The following is an 18,765-nucleotide window of genomic DNA, read 5'->3' on the forward strand; positions in this document are numbered from 1 at the left end:
TCATCTTAAAATCGCAGAATTTGGCCGATTATTGATTGAAAAAACTCTGATAAGACAACTACTTCAAAATTAATTCGCAATTTGCGACAGAAATATTTGCAAAATGCGATAACCATTCTTTGTATTTTGCAAAACGCAATTTAAGTCAAATGACAGCAGGATTGATCTGCAGATCAACCGGCGTTGCGGCGTGCCGGCTTACGCTTTTTCCGATTTCCGAAATTCAGCAAAGCAGGAGCGTTTTCAATGATTTCCTGAAGAATTTCCTTGGCAATCTCAAGGTCATCCTTGGCACCTTCATCAAGGTGGCTGATATATCGCGGATTGGAAATCATGCGCTCTGCCTCATAAAGCGTGCGAAGCTCGCTTTGAAACATCTCGCGCGCACCAAGCGGCAGAACCGGCTTGGCACTCATCACAAAGAAGAATTTCAGGCTGGTTTTGATCACGATGCGCAGCATCAGAATCTGCAATTTATGGAATTGCTCTTCAAGCTCGTCCTTTTTCGGATGCTTTTCAAGCTTTGCAAGGCGGTCGGTGATCACCAGCGAAAGCGCTTTGAAATTATCGACTTCCTCGCGGAAAGGCCGGTAACCTGTCACTTCCGTTGTATCGACCGTCTTCTCGATCACATCTGCCAAAGCCACAAGCCTGCGCGCCTGCGATTCAAGTTTGGACAGAAACTTCTCGACCTCATCACGGTATTTTCGCTGTGTCGCCTGGTTCATTGTTTTTATATGCCACCAAAAGCAATTGCCCGAAACAACTGTTCCGGGCAATCACAATAACGCGCCAAAACTTAATGACAAGGTAATCGATCACAGGGCAATCAGTTTGCCATTTCCGGATCTTTTTCCTTTTTCGCCCCGCCACCATTTTCTTCCGGATAACGGAAGATAACGGCATCGTCTTCGATATCGACCAGAACGGCCCCGCCCTTTTCGAGTTTGCCAAACAGCAACTCCTCGGCCAGCGGCTTTTTGACGTGTTCCTGAATGACACGCCCCAATGGACGCGCCCCAAAGGCCGCATCATAGCCCCGTTCGCCCAGCCAGGTCCGCGCGGCTTCGGTCAGTTCGATCGAAACATTGCGATCTGCAAGCTGGACTTCAAGCTGCAGTATGAACTTATCCACCACCATCTTGACGACCTCCGGCTTGAGGTTTTCAAACGGAATGACCGCGTCCAGACGATTACGGAATTCCGGCGAGAAAGTTCGCTTGATCGCCTCTGCATCCTCGCCGGTACGCATTTCACGTTTGAAACCGATGGGCGGCTTTGCCATATCCGATGCGCCCGCGTTGGTCGTCATCACCAGCACAATATTACGGAAATCAACGGTCTTGCCGTTATTATCCGTAAGCTTGCCGTGGTCCATCACCTGCAAAAGAATATTGAACAGGTCCGGATGGGCTTTCTCGATCTCGTCAAGCAGGACAACCGCATGCGGATGCTGATCGACGGAATCGGTCAGAAGCCCGCCCTGATCGAAACCGACATAGCCGGGCGGCGCACCAATCAGGCGAGAAACGCTGTGGCGTTCCATATATTCCGACATGTCGAACCGTATGAATTCGATCCCCATGACATGCGCCAGCTGCTTGGTCACCTCGGTCTTACCAACACCTGTCGGGCCGGAGAACAGATAGCTGCCAATCGGCTTTTCCGGTTCGCGCAGACCGGCACGTGCGAGCTTGATCGCGCTGGCAACAGCCTCAATCGCCTTGTCCTGCCCAAACACAACGGTCTTGAGGTCACGTTCCAGATTGGCCAATGCCTTACGGTCATCCGTCGACACCGATTTTGGTGGTATGCGGGCAATCTTGGCGACGATTTCTTCGACATCGCGTTTGGAAATCGTGCGCTTGCGCTTGCTTGGTGCCACCAGCATCCGGGATGCCCCGACTTCGTCAATCACATCAATCGCGCTATCAGGTCGCTTGCGGTCATTGATATAGCGTGATGCCAGCTCGACCGCAGACCGAATGGCCTCGTTGGTGTATTTGACGTGATGATGTTCCTCGTAATAGGGCTTGAGCCCCTTGAGGATTTTAATGGTATCTTCGGGAGACGGTTCTTCAACATCGATTTTCTGGAAACGACGCACAAGGGCGCGGTCCTTTTCGAAATGACCGCGGAATTCCTTGTAAGTCGTGGAACCGATGCACCGAAGCGAACCGCTGGCCAAGGCCGGTTTCAACAGGTTCGAGGCATCCATTGCCCCGCCCGATGTCGCGCCCGCGCCGATCACCGTGTGAATTTCATCAATGAACAGAACCGCGCCATCAAACTCTTCGAGTTCCTTGACGACCGCCTTCAGGCGCTCTTCGAAGTCACCACGATACCGTGTCCCGGCCAGAAGCGCACCCATATCAAGAGAGAAAATGGTGGCATCCGCAAGAACCTCGGGGACATCACCATCAACAATGCGACGCGCCAAGCCTTCGGCGATGGCGGTTTTACCAACCCCCGGATCGCCAACATAAAGCGGGTTGTTCTTGGTGCGACGGCACAGGACCTGAATGGTGCGTTCAATTTCGCTTTGGCGACCGATCAACGGATCAATCTTGCCATTCTGCGCCTTGACATTAAGGTTCACGCAATAAGCCTTGAGCGCCTCGCCCTCGCCAGCGGCGGCACCTTCTTCAGCGTCGGTTGTCGCACCGGGTGCAACTTCTTCTTCGGCACCACGCGGAATGCGGCGTTCGTTCAGTTCGGGCGCCTTGGCAATTCCATGGGAAATGTAATTGACCGCATCCAGACGGGTCATGTCCTGCAATTGCAGGTAATAGACCGCGTGCGATTCACGTTCGGAGAACAGTGCAACCAGCACATTCGCCCCCGTTACCTCTTCTCGCCCGGAAGACTGAACATGAATGGCTGCGCGCTGTATCACGCGCTGGAAACCAGCCGTCGGTTTGGGGTCCACCAGACGCGCACTGATCAGGCCGGAAAGCTCGCTATCAGCAAACTCCAGCAGATCCGAACGCAGACGATCAACATCCACCCGGCACGCTTTCAGAACAGACAACGCGTCCTGATCTTCGGTCAATGACAACAGAAGATGTTCCAGCGTTGCATATTCATGACGCCGCTCAGAGGCATATGCCAGCGCACGATGTAAGCTTTCTTCAAGGTTACGTGAGAGCATGTTTCACTCCTTCTCTAACGTGCACTGCAGCGGATGCTGATTTTGCCGCGCCAGATCCATGACCTGGTTGACCTTGGTTTCCGCGATCTCGTAGGTGAAAACCCCACAAATTCCGACCCCCTTTCGGTGGACCTGAAGCATGATCGCGGTCGCCTCTTCCCGGCCCTTTTCAAAGAACCGTTCAAGCACATGGACAACGAATTCCATGGGGGTGTAGTCGTCATTTAGCAACAACACCTTGTACATGGACGGCTTCTTCGTCTTTGGCCGTGTCTTCGTTACGATCCCCGTATTCGGGAGACCACCACCGTCATTGTCCTGATCACTCATAATCTGCTTACCGGAACCCTTTTGTTCTGCATTGTCTCCATGATAGGTCATTGAACATCTGTTTCAAAGTCCGCAGCGACAAAACGTTTCTAACCTCATCCCAAATTCATGTAGGCCGAGAATGCCGTGCTGCAAGATCATTGACCAAACTTCGTCATCTTTGCCGTAAATATCGGTAAAAAAAATAAAAACGGACATGGCTGCCAGCCATGTCCGTCCCGATACATTCATTACGGCAAAATCCTAAGTGCGTCGGGTTGCTTACTTGAGCGGAACACCAGCAGCCTTGGACATTGCAACAAATCCGTCCGTGAAAGCAGCGAACATCATTTTCTGAATTTTTTCGCCTTCGGACATGCCGGACTCGACATAGCGCTTCAGTATACGCTCGTTCAGTTCCTGCAGTTCAGAAAGGCTTTCGACCTTTGAAAGCGCTTCGAAATCAGCTTGGGATGCATCAACTTCCCGCTGCGCCCAGGATGCCAGCTCAGCACCGAAGGAACCGCTTTTTTCCATCAGTTCAGATGAAACCTGCCATACGCCTTCGAAACTTTTTTGCTGCGTTTCAATCAGTTCTTCGTATCTGGCCATCATTTGCGTTCCAGCATCGGAGAATATGTCAGCCTGCTCGGTAACCTTTTCTGTCACCTGAGCAAGAACATCATTGACCGCCGTTAGACTTCCTTCGAGAGCATTCTGGGTTGCTGCAACCATGGTATCGACTTCCGGTGCTGTCCAAAGCTCTGTGAACGGTTCAAGGCTTACCGCACCAAACGCAGCCACATCACCGGCGACTGTCGGCTGGGCTGCAACCTTAACCTCGACAGCAGTTTTTTGGGTGTCTTTAGCTTTCGTCTCGGCCTTCGCCGCCGCTGTCACTTTGGCCGGAGCAGCCGCTTTCTCTTGCTCTGTCACGATGGAAGCCTTCTTTGCTGGGGGGGGCGTTTCGGAAATCGCACCAGATGCCTTATCGCTGGAAACCGAAACTTTGGGTTCGCTGACGGCTTTGGAGGCAGGCATAACCGTATTCTTTTTCGATGTGGTTGCCGCCTTCGGACGGCTTGCCGGTTTGGGGCCTGCCGTTGTCTTCTCTCTGGCTTGCTCGGGCGCAGGTTTGCTTTCCGCGGCTTCTGCTTTTGCCGGGTCATCAGCCTTGGCCGGAGCCTTAGCCCCTTTAGCGGCAACAGGTTCTTTCTTCGCCTCCGGTACTACAGCATCCGGTTTTGATAGCTCCGCAGGAGGATGACGCAATGCCTCTGCTTCAAGCGCGCTTGCGGTTGTGACGACACGCTTCGGCCGCTCTGTTGCAGCCTCGGAAATTTCAGCTGTCGCGGCCTTTGCCGGGGAAGCAGCCGACTTTTTACCGCCATCAGAGGCTGTTTTTTGAGTCACCGCCTTTGGTCGAGAAGAGACCTTCGCCGGATTAGCATTTGTTGAAGCGGGCGCAGATTTTTTGCGAGGAGTCACCATGTGCCGACCTCCTTGAATTGGGCTTGGCATTCAGAAATTATGCTGCATCGCAACATAACCCTAGATGGAATAGCGGTGTGCCGTCAAGGTTGCTTTGGTGACATTTTAAAAGTCGTGAATGGGTCAAGCACGTCTGGGAGAACGGATTATCTTGATTCCCGGGAACCGATTGTAAAAAACCGGCATACGTTCAACCGCTTAGGCGGGAAATTACGTTAATCCTGATATTCAGGATGCTAAAAAAACAAAAATGGCACGGGTTATGCCGTACCATTTTCATCGAAGATTCCTGAAACGGATCAGCTTATTTCAGCTGATTTCCGCGCACGGTGCGATAGAAATGGCGAGACTCGGCTTTCTTGTCATTCTTGCTGAAAAACGGATCAGGCTGCTTTGGCGTCCCGAAAGCTGGCGGCTGTGGAAGTGTTTTTTCCAAACCCGACAGGTTTTCGAGCACATTCGGGAAAGTCAAAGCGCGCAGATCATCCTTGGTAGACGTCCATGCGGCGAGCGTGATGCTTTGCGATGAACAGCCAATCGCAACCCAGTAATAATCGTCAGAATGCAGGCGCAATCCGTCGCGGCTTTGATATCCGAAACCATCGGCCTGAAGCGCATCGGTCAGTGCAAGATATTGTCCGCGCGACAGGGTTTCCCGCGATTCCGTCCCGCCGAAAGCACCAAGGGGGGCTGTGACCTCGACATTGACCTCGCTTACGTCAAGCGGACCAAATATCCGCGACACCATCTCAAACTGCTCCGCACCGTTCCTGGGAATAAGGTCGTAACTGCGCGTTTCTTTATAATAATCAGCATTATAGACGATGCGAATCCGTCCTTCTGCATCCCCGGCAGAACATGCGGTTCGAATGTCATCCGCATTGATAAACGAGAACCAGCTACCCTTGCGCACCAGCGGATTTTCGATATCGCTTGTACCGGTAAAACTGCATGCAGAAAGCGCCATCAAACCTGCGGCACACAGCGCGCCACCACTTAAAATTGATGATTTTGTTCTTATGTTACTGACAACAGACATTATTTTTTTACGCATTCGATCCTCGATTTTTAACCTTCTGGCGGATATAAATTGAGTCTGACGAAAAAATGAGACCGCAACAAGGCGGCAACTCAGATTATCTGAACAAGCGTTAAGCATTTTTTTAATGCCGCGATGAGACACTGACCATATTTCGTCTTGGGGATCACCGTAAAGCCGAGCCCGTCAAATGCGTTTTAAGACCCGTCTTGGGCCAAAAGCGATGGCCACCGTTAGTACTGATCAAAGTCGACCGATGTGGCAATCGCAGGGTCGCAGGATTTACTGCGTCCTGTCCGTGATGCTGCTGATCATCGCTGCTGTTGTATTCACAACACCGGCAGCAATGGCACGCACCTATACAGCGATGGTTATCGACGCCGAAACCGGCGATGTCCTTCATGAATATCGCGCCGACCACAAAGTTTACCCTGCGTCACTGACCAAGATCATGACGCTTTACATGCTGTTTGATGCGCTGGATTCCGGTAAGGTATCGCTTTCGACACGCATGGAAGTTTCCAAACGCGCCTGGGGACAGGCCCCTTCGAAATTAGGCCTTCAGCCTGGTGAAAAGATTTCGGTCGAGGATGCCATTCTGGCACTCGTTACGAAATCGGCAAACGACATTGCCGTTGTGGTCGCCGAGCATCTTGGCGGAACCGAGGTGAAATTCGCGCAGATGATGACCGCGAAAGCGCGCCAGATCGGCATGAAGAACACCACCTTTCGCAATGCATCAGGCCTTCCGAACCGTGGCCAGTTGACCACAGCCCGCGATATGATCCGGCTTGCAGTTTCGCTGCGCAAGGATTACGGCAACTACTACCATTATTTCAGCACCCAGAAGTTCAGCTATGGCAAGCGCACCTATGGCAACCATAACAATCTTCTGGCGTCCTATTACGGTACGGACGGCATCAAGACCGGCTATATCAATGCGTCGGGCTTTAACCTTGTCGCATCGGTCAACCGCAATGGTCGCCGTTTGATCGGCGTTGTCTTTGGTGGCCGGACTGCGCGGTCACGCGATGACCAGATGAAAAAGCTTCTTGATCAGGCCTATCTTGAACTGAAAAAAGACGGCGAAATCATCGCGCCACGTCCGCGCATCAGCCCGGATGGCAAAATTCTTCCGGCTGATACCCAGCTTCTGATGGCCAAGCAGAACAACGCCAATGAAGTCGAACAGCCCGGCCGCATTGATACCGAAACCGTTGTCGCCCGCCTGTCGCCGGAAACCGGCGGATGGGGCATTCAGGTTGGCGCGTTCAGCGATCAGCGTCGTGCACAGGAAGCCGTCCTTGCCGCAGCACGCACAGCGCCGGAAGTCCTTCGGCTGACCCGTGCCGCTGTCGAGCAGCAAAGCAACGGATCGGGTGTTGTTTATCGTGCCCGCCTGCTTGGGTTTGGTGGTGAACAGGAAGCACGCAGTGCCTGTGCTGCGCTGCGCAAGGAAAAGGTCGCCTGTATCCCGGTTAATGCCGGTGATGCCGGGTAAACAGCCTGCCTCAAATCAAAAAAGCCCGCTGAATTGCTTCAGCGGGCTTTTTTGTGCCTTCCAGAAAGCGGTCTAGTGACCGCCACCGGGTGCAAAAAAATCATCCGATGTCAGACCGCTTTTTTGCAGCTGTGCGGTTACCTGTGCTTTCAACCGCAACAAACCGCTTTCATCAGCGGCCTCGCAACGGGCCACGATCGCAGGCTGGGTATTGGAAGCACGCAGCAACCACCAGCCGTCATCCGTGCTGACACGCACACCATCAATTCCACTGACTTCAGCACCAGCTTCGGACAAACGACCACGTACTTCTTCGATCAGGGCGAACTTGCGGTCATCCGGGCAGTCGATGCGGGTTTCCGGGGTATTAACGGCCACCGGCATCGCATCACGCCAGTCATCAAGGCTTTTGCCACTCTGAACCAGAATGCGATACAGCCGGACCGCGGCATACATTGCATCGTCATAGCCATAGTAACGTTCGGCAAAGAAGATATGACCGCTCATTTCACCGGCAATCGGTGCCTTTGACTCAACCATTTTGGTTTTGATCAGCGAATGGCCGGTTTTCCACATGATGGCATTGCCGCCAAGACGGGTGACCTCGTCAAACAGCGTCTGGCTGGCTTTGACATCGGCAATGATCGATGCGCCCGGCAGACGCCCGAGAACGTCGGCAGCATAAATCTGCAGCAGCTGATCGCCCCACAAGACACGCCCCTGCCCGTCAACAACACCGATACGATCACCATCGCCGTCAAAGGCAACACCCCAGTCGGCATTCAGCGATGCCACCTTGGCCTTGAGATCGACCAGATTGGCCTCGACCGTCGGGTCCGGGTGATGATTTGGGAAAGTGCCATCGATCTCGTCAAACAGCAGATGGTGGTTGCCCGGAAGCTTTGCAGTCAGTTTGCGAACCACATCGCCTGCGGCACCATTGCCGCAGTCCCATACAATCGTCATCGGCTTGGCAACATCACAATCAAGTTCGGTCAGCAACCGTTCGACATAGTGGTCTTCGATATCAATGTCGGTAACCGAACCAGTACCGGTTTCGAAATCACCCGATGCAGCAATACGGCCCAGCTCCTGAATGGCTTCGCCAAACACCGACTTTCCGGCATTGAGCATCTTGAAGCCGTTATAGTCAGACGGGTTGTGCGACCCGGTGACCATGATGCCAGCATCGGTTTTCTGGTCATAAACCGTGAAATAGAGCATCGGAGTTGGCCCACGCCCGATCCGGACAACATCACAACCGGTCGAAACGATCCCTTCGACAAGCGCACTTGCCAGTTCGGGCGAACTCAGCCGTCCGTCCCGGCCAACGGCAACCCGTTTTCCGCCAGACTGGCGCACTTTCGTACCGAATGCCTTGCCAAGAGCAAGCGCATCGACCGCATGCAGGGTTTTGCCCACGATACCGCGCACATCATATTCGCGCAGCACGGAAGGATCAAAATTGTGTCCGGCAGAGATGGTCATAGTTCTAACTTAGCCTCCGATTGATCCACGCCCGATGCAGGAATAGCTGAAACCCTGTTCTGCCATCTCGCCGGGGTCATATACATTTCGCAAATCCACCACGATCGGGTGTTTCAGCGCAGATTTGATGCGATCCAGATCCATCCCGCGGAACTCGTTCCATTCGGTCAGAACCACCATCGCATCGGCACCTTCAAGGGTGTCAAAGGCGGTATCGCAATAAATTATGTCTTCAAGAAGCTTTTTTGCTTCTGTCATGGCTTCCGGGTCATAGGCCTTGACCGTTGCGCCCGCCGCAATCAGGGCTGGCACGATATCAAGGCTTGGCGCATCGCGCATATCATCGGTATTAGGTTTGAACGCCAGCCCGAGGATACCGATGGTTTTGCCCGAAACCGAGCCACCACAGGCCGAAATGATGCGATCAGCCATGGCCTTTTTGCGCTGCGCATTTACATCGACCACAGTTTCAATAATGCGCAGCGGGCTGTTATGTTCCTGTGCGGTGCGTACCAGCGCCAAAGTATCTTTCGGGAAGCATGACCCGCCATAACCCGGCCCGGGATGCAGGAATTTCTTTCCGATACGTCCGTCAAGCCCGATACCGCGCGCAACATCATGAACGTCGGCACCAACCTTTTCACAAAGATCGGCGATTTCGTTGATGAAGGTGATTTTGGCTGCAAGGAAGGTATTGGCCGCGTATTTGATCATTTCCGACGTTTCGCGCGAGGTGAAGACAATCGGTGTTTCAATCAGATAAAGCGGACGATAAAGATCACGCATCACGTCACGGGCGCGTTCGTCGGTCGTTCCGATCACAACACGATCCGGCCGCATGAAATCACCAATTGCGGACCCTTCGCGCAGGAATTCGGGGTTGGAAACCACCGCAAATTCCGCATCCGGTCGCCGTTCACGAATAATGCGTTCGACTTCGCGCCCCGTGCCGACCGGTACGGTCGATTTGGTCACGATGACGGTAAAGCCTTCCATTGCGTCTGCAATTTCTTCGGCTGCGGCATAAACGTAGCTGAGATCGGCGTGACCATCACCACGACGGGTCGGCGTGCCAACGGCAATAAAGATCGCCTCGGCACCTTTCACGCCTTCCTTAAGGTCGGTCGTGAATGTCAGACGCCCCGCCTTGACGTTATTTTCAACAAGAACATCAAGGCCCGGTTCGTAGATCGGCATGATGCCGTCTTCAAGACGGGCAATCTTTGCTTCGTCCTTATCAACACAGATAACGTCAGTGCCAAATTCCGAGAAGCAGGCACCAGAAACTAGGCCCACATATCCGGTCCCAATCATTGCTATACGCATTAATACATAACCCCAGTCGATGTTTCGGCAGGAGTCTGTCCCGGCTCCTGCCAAAATACATTAAGTGAATTCTATTATTCCGCAGCTTCGCCGGCGGCGAATTCGTGAATAAGATTGCGAACGTCATCACGCATGTCTTCGCGTGCCAGCGCGAAAGACATGGTGGCCTTCAGGAAACCGATCTTGTTGCCGCAGTCAAAACGACGGCCTTCGAAGCGATAGCCGTAAAACGGAACTTTTCCAATCATGGCCGCAAGCGCATCCGTAAGCTGGATTTCATTGCCCGCACCGCGCGGAATATTCTCAAGGACTTCAAAGATACCCGGATCAAGGATGTAGCGGCCAATCGCCGACAAGGTCGATGGCGCGTCTTCGGGCTTGGGCTTTTCAACCATGCCGCAGGCGCTGACCAGTCGGCCATTGGTGCCTTCGACTTCAAGCACGCCGTAACGCTGGGTTTCCTCGCGCGGGACGTCCATAACGGCAACCATATTGCCACCCGTCCGGCCATAGCTTTCGACCATCTGCTTCATGCAAGGCACTTTTGACTGGATCAGGTCATCGGCCAGAAGAACGACGAAGGGCTCGTCACCGACAAGAGATTTGGCGCACAATACGGCATGACCAAGCCCCAGAGGATTGCCCTGACGGGTATAGGTCACACGACCATTTTCCGGGATCATCGCAAGCGAGGTTTCAAGCGCATCATGTTTGCCGCGCTCCATCAGGATCGCTTCGAGTTCGGCAGAACGGTCGAAATGGTCTTCGATTGCGGTTTTGCCACGACCGGTTACGAAGATGAATTCTTCGATGCCCGCCGCGATTGCCTCTTCAACAGCATATTGAATAAGCGGCTTGTCTACCACTGGCAGCATTTCCTTAGGCATTGCCTTGGTTGCTGGCAAAAAACGGGTTCCCATACCCGCAACCGGGAATACAGCCTTTTTGATTCGCTTCGACATGCCTTTTTTCCTCTGTTTTGACCGCGTCATACCCGCCTCATTCGCATTCGGCCAATCTTATGCTTCTGCCACATTTCAAGAACGCGGATCAAGCGAGTGCGCTGTTTGTTCAGTTCAATCTTTAAAAAGCTGTAACAGGAGGCTCCGGGCCGCATTGATTTTGGATGCAAGATAATCTGATCCGCCATGATCCGGGTGAACTGCCTTGATCAGGACCTGATAGGCCCGATTAATCTCCTCGCGGGTCGCCTGTTCGGAAACACCAAGGATTCTTCGGGCCTCACCTGCATTCATCTCTCCGCTGCGAAATCCACTGTCAGCTTGCTCGTAATCGTTTCCGGCACGGCCGTTTCCATTATCATTTTCATCCCGGGACGCCTGCCAGTTCTGCCATCCTGAACAATCCGGTCGGCGTTCCAGATAGGTTTCCAGAACAGTCTGGCTTTGATCTTGTGCGCCGCAACATTCAACATAAAGCACGCGCATCTCGTCAACCCCGAGCGTATCCAGATCCCGCCCAATCATCGAGCCGCGCACGATTGTGCCAGCCAGTTGACCGCTGTCGTGATCAAGATACATGCGCAGATAATCCGTTTTTATCTCCGATACCCGTCCTGAACCGGCAGACGCACGCCCGGAAGGCCTGCCGCCGCCAGAGCGGGCAAAACCGAACATCCTGCGCAATAATGGCCACAATAAGCCAATTTTGAGGATTCTAGAGAGGAAGGGTATGGCAGCAACAAGGGCGGCAACCATGGCCGCAAGCTTTCCGGTCAGAAGCAACCACGCTGCCAGCACGCCCAGCGACAGAACGGCGACCCACATCCCGATCTTTCTGACGTGCTTTGGCTCGGCTGACGATAACCATCTGATGATAAATCCGGCAGCAACGAAAAGCCCTATCCCCAACAAGAACCATTGCATTATCGGGGTTTCCGCAGTTGGGAGCCCAGCAGTTTGACATCCTGCGATGATGTTTTATGGCCGTATTCCTCGAGCGCGTTGATCCCGCCAACCGCATAACTTGCAACCGCGCCAAGCAAATCGCGTAAACGGTCTGCTGCGCTGGCATCAAAACGGGCAAAAGCACCACCGGTGATCCGGGCAATTTCGCGGAAGGCAGTCTCGGCTTTCACGTCATATCCTTCCTGAAACATGAATGCCTTGATCCCCTTTAACGCCAGCTGCCCCGCCAGCCCGGCAAGATTATCGATATCTTCCTCGAGGCAATCCCCGACATAAATCAAGGCGTTGATCTTTTTATCCTTCGCCTGACTTTCAACATGGCCAAGCACCCGGGCAAGCTGTGTATGCCCCGCACGACAGGTGACTTTTGTCATGGAGTCACGCAACCTTGCCGCATCCCGATACCAGGCACTGGCCTTGCATTCCGAAATACCACGGAAGAAAACAAGCTGAATATCCAGTGTGCTGCCAATGCCTGCGACGGCATCAAACATTTCAGCCTGCAGAACCGCAGCACTGTCCCAGCTTGGCTGACGGCTGGCCGTTGCATCCATCGCAAAGATCAAACGCCCCTGCGCAGGCCCAGAAGCCGGTGCAACAGCCGCCAAAGTGCGCGCCTGCTTCACAAAGGCGGTCACGTCTGTATGGTTTGAGACATCAGACGCAACATAGCTTTGCTGTTTGGCTTTTGTTTCGGGTGTCGATTTGTTTCCGGGCACGGCCACCAACCATTTTTCAGGGCACTATCACCCTGATATAGGGGCGCTTATATCAGATCGGCAACTCTTCGCCATCTGCCGGTGTGAAGCCGATTATTTCAAGCAACGCACGAACTTCCTGCCGGGCTGCCATGTGCGACATGCTAAGCGGGATTCCTACCCCCTTCTCGCGAAGGTCAAGCAGGGTCAGACCTTTCAGGAACAATTCCCGGTAGATCACGCGTTCGCCAAAGCCGGGCGCCACACGGAACCGGATACGCGCTGCCAGCTTGTCGACGATTTCGGCGATATCACGTTTGTTGCGTGCATCAAGGTGTGACAGACGATTACGCATGACGATCCAGTCAATCGTACCGCCATCTACCGCTGCACGGCGTTTACGTGCATCCCAGACCATTTCGGCATAGATACTGGGTCCTTTGATATCAAGGGTGTCCGGATCGATCCGGGCGAGCATATCAAGATCAATATAGCTGTCATTAATCGGAGTTACCAGCGTATCGGCGCAGGAATGCGCAAGACGCGACAGGTAATTGTCACTGCCCGGGCAATCCATCACCACAAAATTGCAGCCCATCACCAGTTCGCCAAGGGCATTGGTGAAACGCTCCCGCTCGTCAAGCTTGGCGGCATTGCCATCATCAAGCTCGCTGCGGTAAATCGGACGATGATCCGGAACAGGCAGTTTCAGCTTTTTCTGTTCGTTAAATGAAATCCGGTTTTCAACATATCGGGTCAGTGTCCCCTGACGGGCGTCAATATCGAGCGAACCAACGGAAAATCCCATTTTCATCAACGATACGATCAAATGCATCGCCGTTGTCGACTTTCCGGATCCACCTTTTTCGTTGCCAATCACGATCACATGGGCGCGCTTCGCGCCTGGCTGCTTGGCGGTAGCGATCTGCTGGCCTGCGCTTTCCCCGGTTGCGCTGGTCTCGTGCACCGTCATTGAAGTTTGCTCCGTTATTCAGGCAATTTTCTGTCCCCAGGGCCGAAACCCTGCTTCCAATGAGCGTCTTTGCCCGTAAAAATCAAGAACAAAGAATTTCATTGAAGGCAAGTTGTCTACTGGCCCCTAGCCAATCTATCACCGTACAGGTAAAGATAGGAGTAGGGAAAAATGATTTCACCAGCAATAACATGAAGGAAGGACGCAAAGTGACCAATCGGGGGGCCCTTTGGGGTGGCGTAATTGCCGGCACTTTGATGATGACCGGAATGTCGTCTGCGAACGCGCAGGATGTTGGCGGGTTTGAGCAGATTCCAGCGGATCAGAGCCCGCTTTCACTTAAATCCGATATACCGGTTACAACGGTCTTTCTGCGCCAATATCGCGAAAACAGCACCGTTTTTGTTGGTCGCTGGCTGTCGCCTGCGGCGGAAGGCAGTATCAAAGGCGCAAGCGATGATCTGTTTGTTGAAAGCGTTTTTTCGACTTCCGCCCCGGGCTTTGCCTTTAACAATGAAATGTCGTCCGAACAGCTTTTGGAGATGTTTGACGGATTACGCGGACGAAGTACCACCAATGGCATGAATTTCATGCAAGATACCCGATACGGGCCGATTGCAATGACCCCCTTCATTCGCGCCGGTTCACAATGCGTGTCGTTTGTCGGTCAATGGAACCCGGATAAACCAACGGTGCGTGGCAGTCGCCTGCTTGGTTACTATTGTGACCCGGTCGCGCGCCAGACCATGACAGATTTCACAGCCCCGCCTAAACAGCTTGATGCGGTTGATGCCCAGCTGTTCGGGGCTAATTTCTTTGCACGGTTTGACGTGCAGCTTCCCGACGGTGTCGTGATCCCGTCAACGCAAGTAACCCCGGAAGTTGTCGAAACACCGTCACCAGCGGCACTTCCAGATAGCAATACGACAGACACACCGTCCGAAGGATTACCGATCAGCACCAACTGGCAAGGATCACGCGGACAGGGAATGCTGAAATTTGATCAGCCCTCCGGCGAAGGCACGATGATTATTGATAGTGACCTTCGCCATTGTGAAGGCATATGGCGGCATGATGGCGGCGCTTATCAAAGCAACACATTGCCGTTTGGCAGCTGGTATGTGTTCTGTGACGACGGGGCATCTGCACGTGGCCATTACACAAGCGAAGACCCCGGCAGTGTGACCGGCGAAGGTCAGGACAATCAGGGCCAGGCCGTTTATTTCCGTCAGATCAACTCTTAAGCCCCGGACAATTTTTTCAACATGACCACCGATATTCAAACCGTCATTATCGGCGCCGGCGTTGTCGGCCTTGCCTGCGCACGCGCCTTGGCCAAAGCCGGCCGGGAAGTTCTGATTATCGAACGTCACGATGCAATCGGAACCGAGACCAGCGCACGCAATAGCGAAGTCATCCATGCCGGCATTTACTATCCGAAAAACAGTCTGAAGGCGAGGTTCTGCGTGGCAGGACGCGATATGCTGTATCGCTATTGCGCAGAAAACGGCATTGATCATAAACGAACCGGCAAACTGATTGTCGCAACCCACGACGATCAGATACCCGCCCTGCGCGACATTGAAAAACGGGCACATGAAAATGGGATCCATGACCTTGTCTGGCTTGACGGACATGACGCGATTGCGCGCGAACCGGCCCTGAATTGCGTGGCAGCCCTTGAAAGTCCGTCAACCGGCATTGTTGATTCCCATCAGCTGATGGTGACCCTATTGGGCGAGGCAGAGGCAAACGGGGCAACTTTGGCACTTAATACCGATGTTGTGGCCGCGAAATTTGAAAATGGCATTTTTGCCATCGAAACGCGTGACCGCGACGGTCAGGAAATGAGCCTGACCTGTGCCGAGCTTCTGATCGCCGGGGGCCTGCATAGTCAGACATTGGCGCATAATTTTACCGGCCTGCCAGACCAGAGCATTCCGCCACAGCATTATGCACGCGGATGCTATTTCACGCTTTCGGGCAAGGCCCCCTTCTCCACCCTGATTTATCCGGCCCCCGAACAGGCGGGGCTTGGCATTCATCTGACCCTTGATCTGGGGGGACAGGCGCGTTTTGGCCCGGATGTGACCTGGGTTGAAGAACCGAACTATGACGTGCCCGAAGAAAAACGTGCGGGATTTGCAGCTGCCATTCGCAAATACTATCCGGCACTGGACGAAAATGCCCTTCAAACCGGTTATGCCGGCGTCCGACCAAAAATTCAGGCACCGGGCGAAGCCGCCCGCGACTTTCTGATTTCGGATCGCGAAGCCCATGGCATTGATGGTCTGGTGATACTCTATGGCATTGAATCACCGGGATTGACGGCATGCCTTGCAATAGCGGACCATGTCGAAAATGTCCTTTCACGACCGCAGGCAAAGGCAGCGTCATGATGGCAGAAGCAAACTGGCAAAAAGTACGCGATTTGAGCCGGGGAAAAGTTTCGGGCAAATTGACCAGCAATCCGCAAAGCAGATTTCGCTGGAAACGCAGCCTTGTCGCCTTTGGTTTGGTAGTTGGCAGCCTTTGCGCGCCTGTCACGTTGACAGCTCCGGTAAACGCCCAGCAGTTGGAGCCTTTCGTTCCGCCCCCCAACAGTCTTAGTTCACCGAGCAAGCGAAGCGAGGCAACCGGAACGGAAAAGCCGGATGTTCAGTTTGCCGATGAAATGCGAAATTTCGTCATTCAGCTTAGCCGGTGGGCGAAATCCTATCGCAGCGATTTTTCGATCATTGCCCTTAATGGTCTGGAACTGACGGAATATCTTGAAACCACGCTGTTTGCATCGCGCGGGACGGCAGAGCCTGCACGCAATTATCTGCGTGCGCTTGACGGTATCATGATCGAAGCCCCGTTTTACGGTTTCGATAAATATGGCGAGCCCACAGATAGCGAGGAAACCAAATATATCCTTGGCTATCTGGATCGTCTGAAATCATCCGGGCTTGAATATTTCGCGCTGGACTACACCGATAAAAGCGATGCACAGCAGGCCGCACGCCAGAAGTTGCGGGACCTTAACGCACTTTATTACGCGGCTCCGCCGCCCGATAAGCAGCTTTCGACATTGGCGAAGGTACCGCGCACACCAATTGGCGCGAACCCGCATATCATCGATAATATTCGCGAAGCCAAAAATTACGCGATCGTGCTCGACAGCTCACCTTATGGAACCAAGGACGCGTTTACCGACGCAATGATCGACACCAATTACGATGTCCTGATCATTGATCCGTTCCATCGCGGCACGATCCCGCTGACCTATGACGACATGAAGCGTCTGCGCTATAAAAAAGTCGGCACGCCGCGCACCATCCTTGCCTATCTGAATATCGGAACGGCTGAAACATATCGCTACTACTGGCAGAATAACTGGCGTGCGGGCAGCCCTGAATTCATCGGCGAAGGCAACCTTGATGCGCGCTGGGGGCAGGAACACCATGTCTATTACTGGTCACAGGCATGGCAGAATATTCTGTTCGGCAGCGAAAACAGCTATCTGGGCGGTATCATGAAGCTTGGGTTTGATGGTGTGGTGCTGGGCGGGCTGAATGAATATAGCTGGTGGCTGGATTACTAGATCCTGATCATGGCCACCTGCGAATTCATCACAAATCCGGGATATGCCGTCAGACCATTTGACGGTGACAGAGCAGATCGGGCAATCTTGCATCATTCCAAAACAATATGCCGCTGACAGGCAGCCCCCGGAGGTTTTGAATGTCTACGCCCATCATCCATTATTTCTTTGTTCAGTCCCCCTGGTCGTTCTTCGGGTTCAACCGCGTTGTCGAAATCGCACGCAAACATGATACACCGATCATCCATAAGCCATGCCGGGCAGCGGATGTCTGGCAACATGGCGGCGGTGTTCCCTTGGCGCAACGCCCCAAACCGCGCCAGGAATATCGCATGGTCGAAATGAAGCGCTGGGCAGACTTTTTGAACATTCCGGTCAATCTGAACCCTGCCGCGTTTCCGGTGGACGAAACACTGGCCGCGCGCACCATTATCGCGGTTCAGGACGAAGGCAAGGACCCGACCGGACTGATCCATACGCTGATGGGGGATGTCTGGCTTCGAGATCGCAATATTGCCGAGCCACAAGTCGTCCGCGAGGCGCTTGTGACGAACGGATTGTCGGGCGAATACATCGAACATGCCGATTATCCGGCGATTGCCAAAATTTATGATGCCAACAGCGAAGCTGCAAAAGCAGACAATATCTTTGGCGTTCCAACATATTTTGCCAATGGCGAAATGTTCTGGGGACAGGACCGGCTCGATTTTCTTGATCGCGCACTTGCGAAGTAAAGCATTCCGGTCATAACAGAAAACAACAAGGGCGGGTTGAAACCCGCCCTTGTTGTTTTGGCCGCTGGCCGGAAATCCCGTTGTGCCGGTTAGTCACGGCGTTTGACGTGATCGACAACAAAACCGTCGCAAGACGGATAGGTGTTTTCGATCATGGCAAGTGCCTTGTATTCGTCCTTGGCAGCAACTTCGTGGGTCTGCACATCGGCCCAGCGATCATCAAAAACCTCGTGGGAACGATTCTCTTTGACGCATTCACGAACGGCCTGGTTGTGCAGTTCAACCTGATAAACGGTTTGGCGTGGGTCTGTGAAAGCAGACATGTCCACCCGGTCTCCTTACTTTTGCCTGCGGCGCCCGCCCGACGCCGCCTGTGTCCTGAACCGGGAATTTCATAAACATGAAACGCCCAACCACGAGTGTGGAACAAGTGGCTTAACGAGCCGTAAATCATCCGGCTGGATTCCATATTTAAATGAATTGATCCGGATTGAAGTGTGACGGTTTTGCATGGCTGGGTCCAAAATGGCGTAATTCTGCG

General features: G+C 53.4%; 18 protein-coding genes. 5 read left to right on the forward strand and 13 right to left on the reverse strand.

Annotated features, from left to right (window positions below):
* Window positions 1-173 precede the first annotated feature (173 nt).
* From TH3_RS12185 to TH3_RS12205, 6 genes are all read right to left on the reverse strand, one after another.
* Entirely contained in the window at window positions 174-728 is a 555-nt protein-coding gene (locus TH3_RS12185) for a hypothetical protein (RefSeq protein WP_007090298.1), read from the reverse strand.
* A 101-nt stretch (window positions 729-829) separates the two neighbouring features.
* Entirely contained in the window at window positions 830-3,151 is a 2,322-nt protein-coding gene (gene clpA / locus TH3_RS12190) for an ATP-dependent Clp protease ATP-binding subunit ClpA (RefSeq protein ID WP_007090299.1), read from the reverse strand.
* Window positions 3,152-3,154: 3 nt separating this feature from the next.
* On the reverse strand, window positions 3,155-3,481 hold the full coding sequence (gene clpS, locus TH3_RS12195; RefSeq protein ID WP_037988091.1) for an ATP-dependent Clp protease adapter ClpS: 327 nt from the start codon (window positions 3,479-3,481) through the stop codon (window positions 3,155-3,157).
* Between the two features lie 63 nt (window positions 3,482-3,544).
* On the reverse strand, window positions 3,545-3,712 hold the full coding sequence (locus TH3_RS23070) for a hypothetical protein (RefSeq protein WP_167710569.1): 168 nt from the start codon (window positions 3,710-3,712) through the stop codon (window positions 3,545-3,547).
* Window positions 3,713-3,742: 30 nt separating this feature from the next.
* Window positions 3,743-4,951, reverse strand: coding sequence for a phasin family protein (locus TH3_RS12200; protein ID WP_167710570.1), 1,209 nt, complete (start codon window positions 4,949-4,951; stop codon window positions 3,743-3,745).
* 304 nt (window positions 4,952-5,255) lie between these two features.
* On the reverse strand, window positions 5,256-5,918 hold the full coding sequence (locus TH3_RS12205) for a hypothetical protein (protein WP_007090302.1): 663 nt from the start codon (window positions 5,916-5,918) through the stop codon (window positions 5,256-5,258).
* 262 nt (window positions 5,919-6,180) lie between these two features.
* On the opposite strand from TH3_RS12205, the gene TH3_RS12210 reads away from it, so the two are divergent.
* Entirely contained in the window at window positions 6,181-7,491 is a 1,311-nt protein-coding gene (locus TH3_RS12210; protein WP_223305133.1) for a D-alanyl-D-alanine carboxypeptidase, read from the forward strand.
* A gap of 72 nt (window positions 7,492-7,563) precedes the next feature.
* Here TH3_RS12210 and pgmG read toward each other — a convergent pair whose 3' ends face one another.
* From pgmG to TH3_RS12240, 6 genes are all read right to left on the reverse strand, one after another.
* Window positions 7,564-8,979 carry a phosphoglucomutase/phosphomannomutase PgmG gene (gene pgmG / locus TH3_RS12215; protein ID WP_007090304.1) on the reverse strand — a complete coding sequence of 472 codons (1,416 nt, stop codon included), beginning with the start codon at window positions 8,977-8,979 and terminating at the stop codon, window positions 7,564-7,566.
* Window positions 8,980-8,988: 9 nt separating this feature from the next.
* Window positions 8,989-10,305, reverse strand: coding sequence for a UDP-glucose dehydrogenase family protein (locus tag TH3_RS12220; RefSeq protein ID WP_007090305.1), 1,317 nt, complete (start codon window positions 10,303-10,305; stop codon window positions 8,989-8,991).
* Between the two features lie 74 nt (window positions 10,306-10,379).
* Window positions 10,380-11,267 (reverse strand): UTP--glucose-1-phosphate uridylyltransferase GalU, encoded by an 888-nt coding sequence (gene galU, locus TH3_RS12225; RefSeq protein ID WP_007090306.1) that lies wholly within the window; start codon window positions 11,265-11,267, stop codon window positions 10,380-10,382.
* 114 nt (window positions 11,268-11,381) lie between these two features.
* On the reverse strand, window positions 11,382-12,092 hold the full coding sequence (locus TH3_RS12230) for a DnaJ domain-containing protein (RefSeq protein ID WP_007090307.1): 711 nt from the start codon (window positions 12,090-12,092) through the stop codon (window positions 11,382-11,384).
* A 98-nt stretch (window positions 12,093-12,190) separates the two neighbouring features.
* Window positions 12,191-12,952 carry a VWA domain-containing protein gene (locus TH3_RS12235; RefSeq protein WP_233421759.1) on the reverse strand — a complete coding sequence of 254 codons (762 nt, stop codon included), beginning with the start codon at window positions 12,950-12,952 and terminating at the stop codon, window positions 12,191-12,193.
* A gap of 52 nt (window positions 12,953-13,004) precedes the next feature.
* Complete coding sequence (locus TH3_RS12240; protein WP_007090309.1) at window positions 13,005-13,904, reverse strand: division plane positioning ATPase MipZ; 900 nt, start codon at window positions 13,902-13,904, stop codon at window positions 13,005-13,007.
* A gap of 209 nt (window positions 13,905-14,113) precedes the next feature.
* Between TH3_RS12240 and TH3_RS12245 the strand changes: the two genes are divergently transcribed.
* The 4 genes from TH3_RS12245 (at window position 14,114) to TH3_RS12260 (ending at window position 18,224) form a co-directional block, all read left to right on the forward strand.
* The gene (locus TH3_RS12245) at window positions 14,114-15,148 is read left to right on the forward strand and encodes a hypothetical protein (protein WP_233421760.1); all 1,035 of its coding nucleotides are present in this window, start codon (window positions 14,114-14,116) and stop codon (window positions 15,146-15,148) included.
* Between the two features lie 21 nt (window positions 15,149-15,169).
* Window positions 15,170-16,303: an NAD(P)/FAD-dependent oxidoreductase gene (locus tag TH3_RS12250; protein ID WP_007090311.1), complete on the forward strand. Its 1,134-nt coding sequence runs from the start codon at window positions 15,170-15,172 to the stop codon at window positions 16,301-16,303.
* A complete protein-coding gene (locus tag TH3_RS12255; protein WP_233421761.1) occupies window positions 16,300-17,490 on the forward strand; it encodes a hypothetical protein in 1,191 nt (396 codons plus the stop codon). The genes TH3_RS12250 and TH3_RS12255 overlap by 4 nt, the downstream gene beginning before the upstream one ends.
* 140 nt (window positions 17,491-17,630) lie before the next feature.
* Window positions 17,631-18,224 carry a 2-hydroxychromene-2-carboxylate isomerase gene (locus TH3_RS12260; protein WP_007090313.1) on the forward strand — a complete coding sequence of 198 codons (594 nt, stop codon included), beginning with the start codon at window positions 17,631-17,633 and terminating at the stop codon, window positions 18,222-18,224.
* Between the two features lie 89 nt (window positions 18,225-18,313).
* On the opposite strand, the gene TH3_RS12265 is transcribed toward TH3_RS12260, so the two are convergent.
* Window positions 18,314-18,547, reverse strand: a complete 234-nt coding sequence (locus TH3_RS12265; RefSeq protein ID WP_007090314.1) for a hypothetical protein — start codon at window positions 18,545-18,547, stop codon at window positions 18,314-18,316.
* Window positions 18,548-18,765 lie beyond the last annotated feature (218 nt).

This window comes from Thalassospira xiamenensis M-5 = DSM 17429 (assembly GCF_000300235.2).
Lineage (GTDB): Bacteria > Pseudomonadota > Alphaproteobacteria > Rhodospirillales > Thalassospiraceae > Thalassospira > Thalassospira xiamenensis.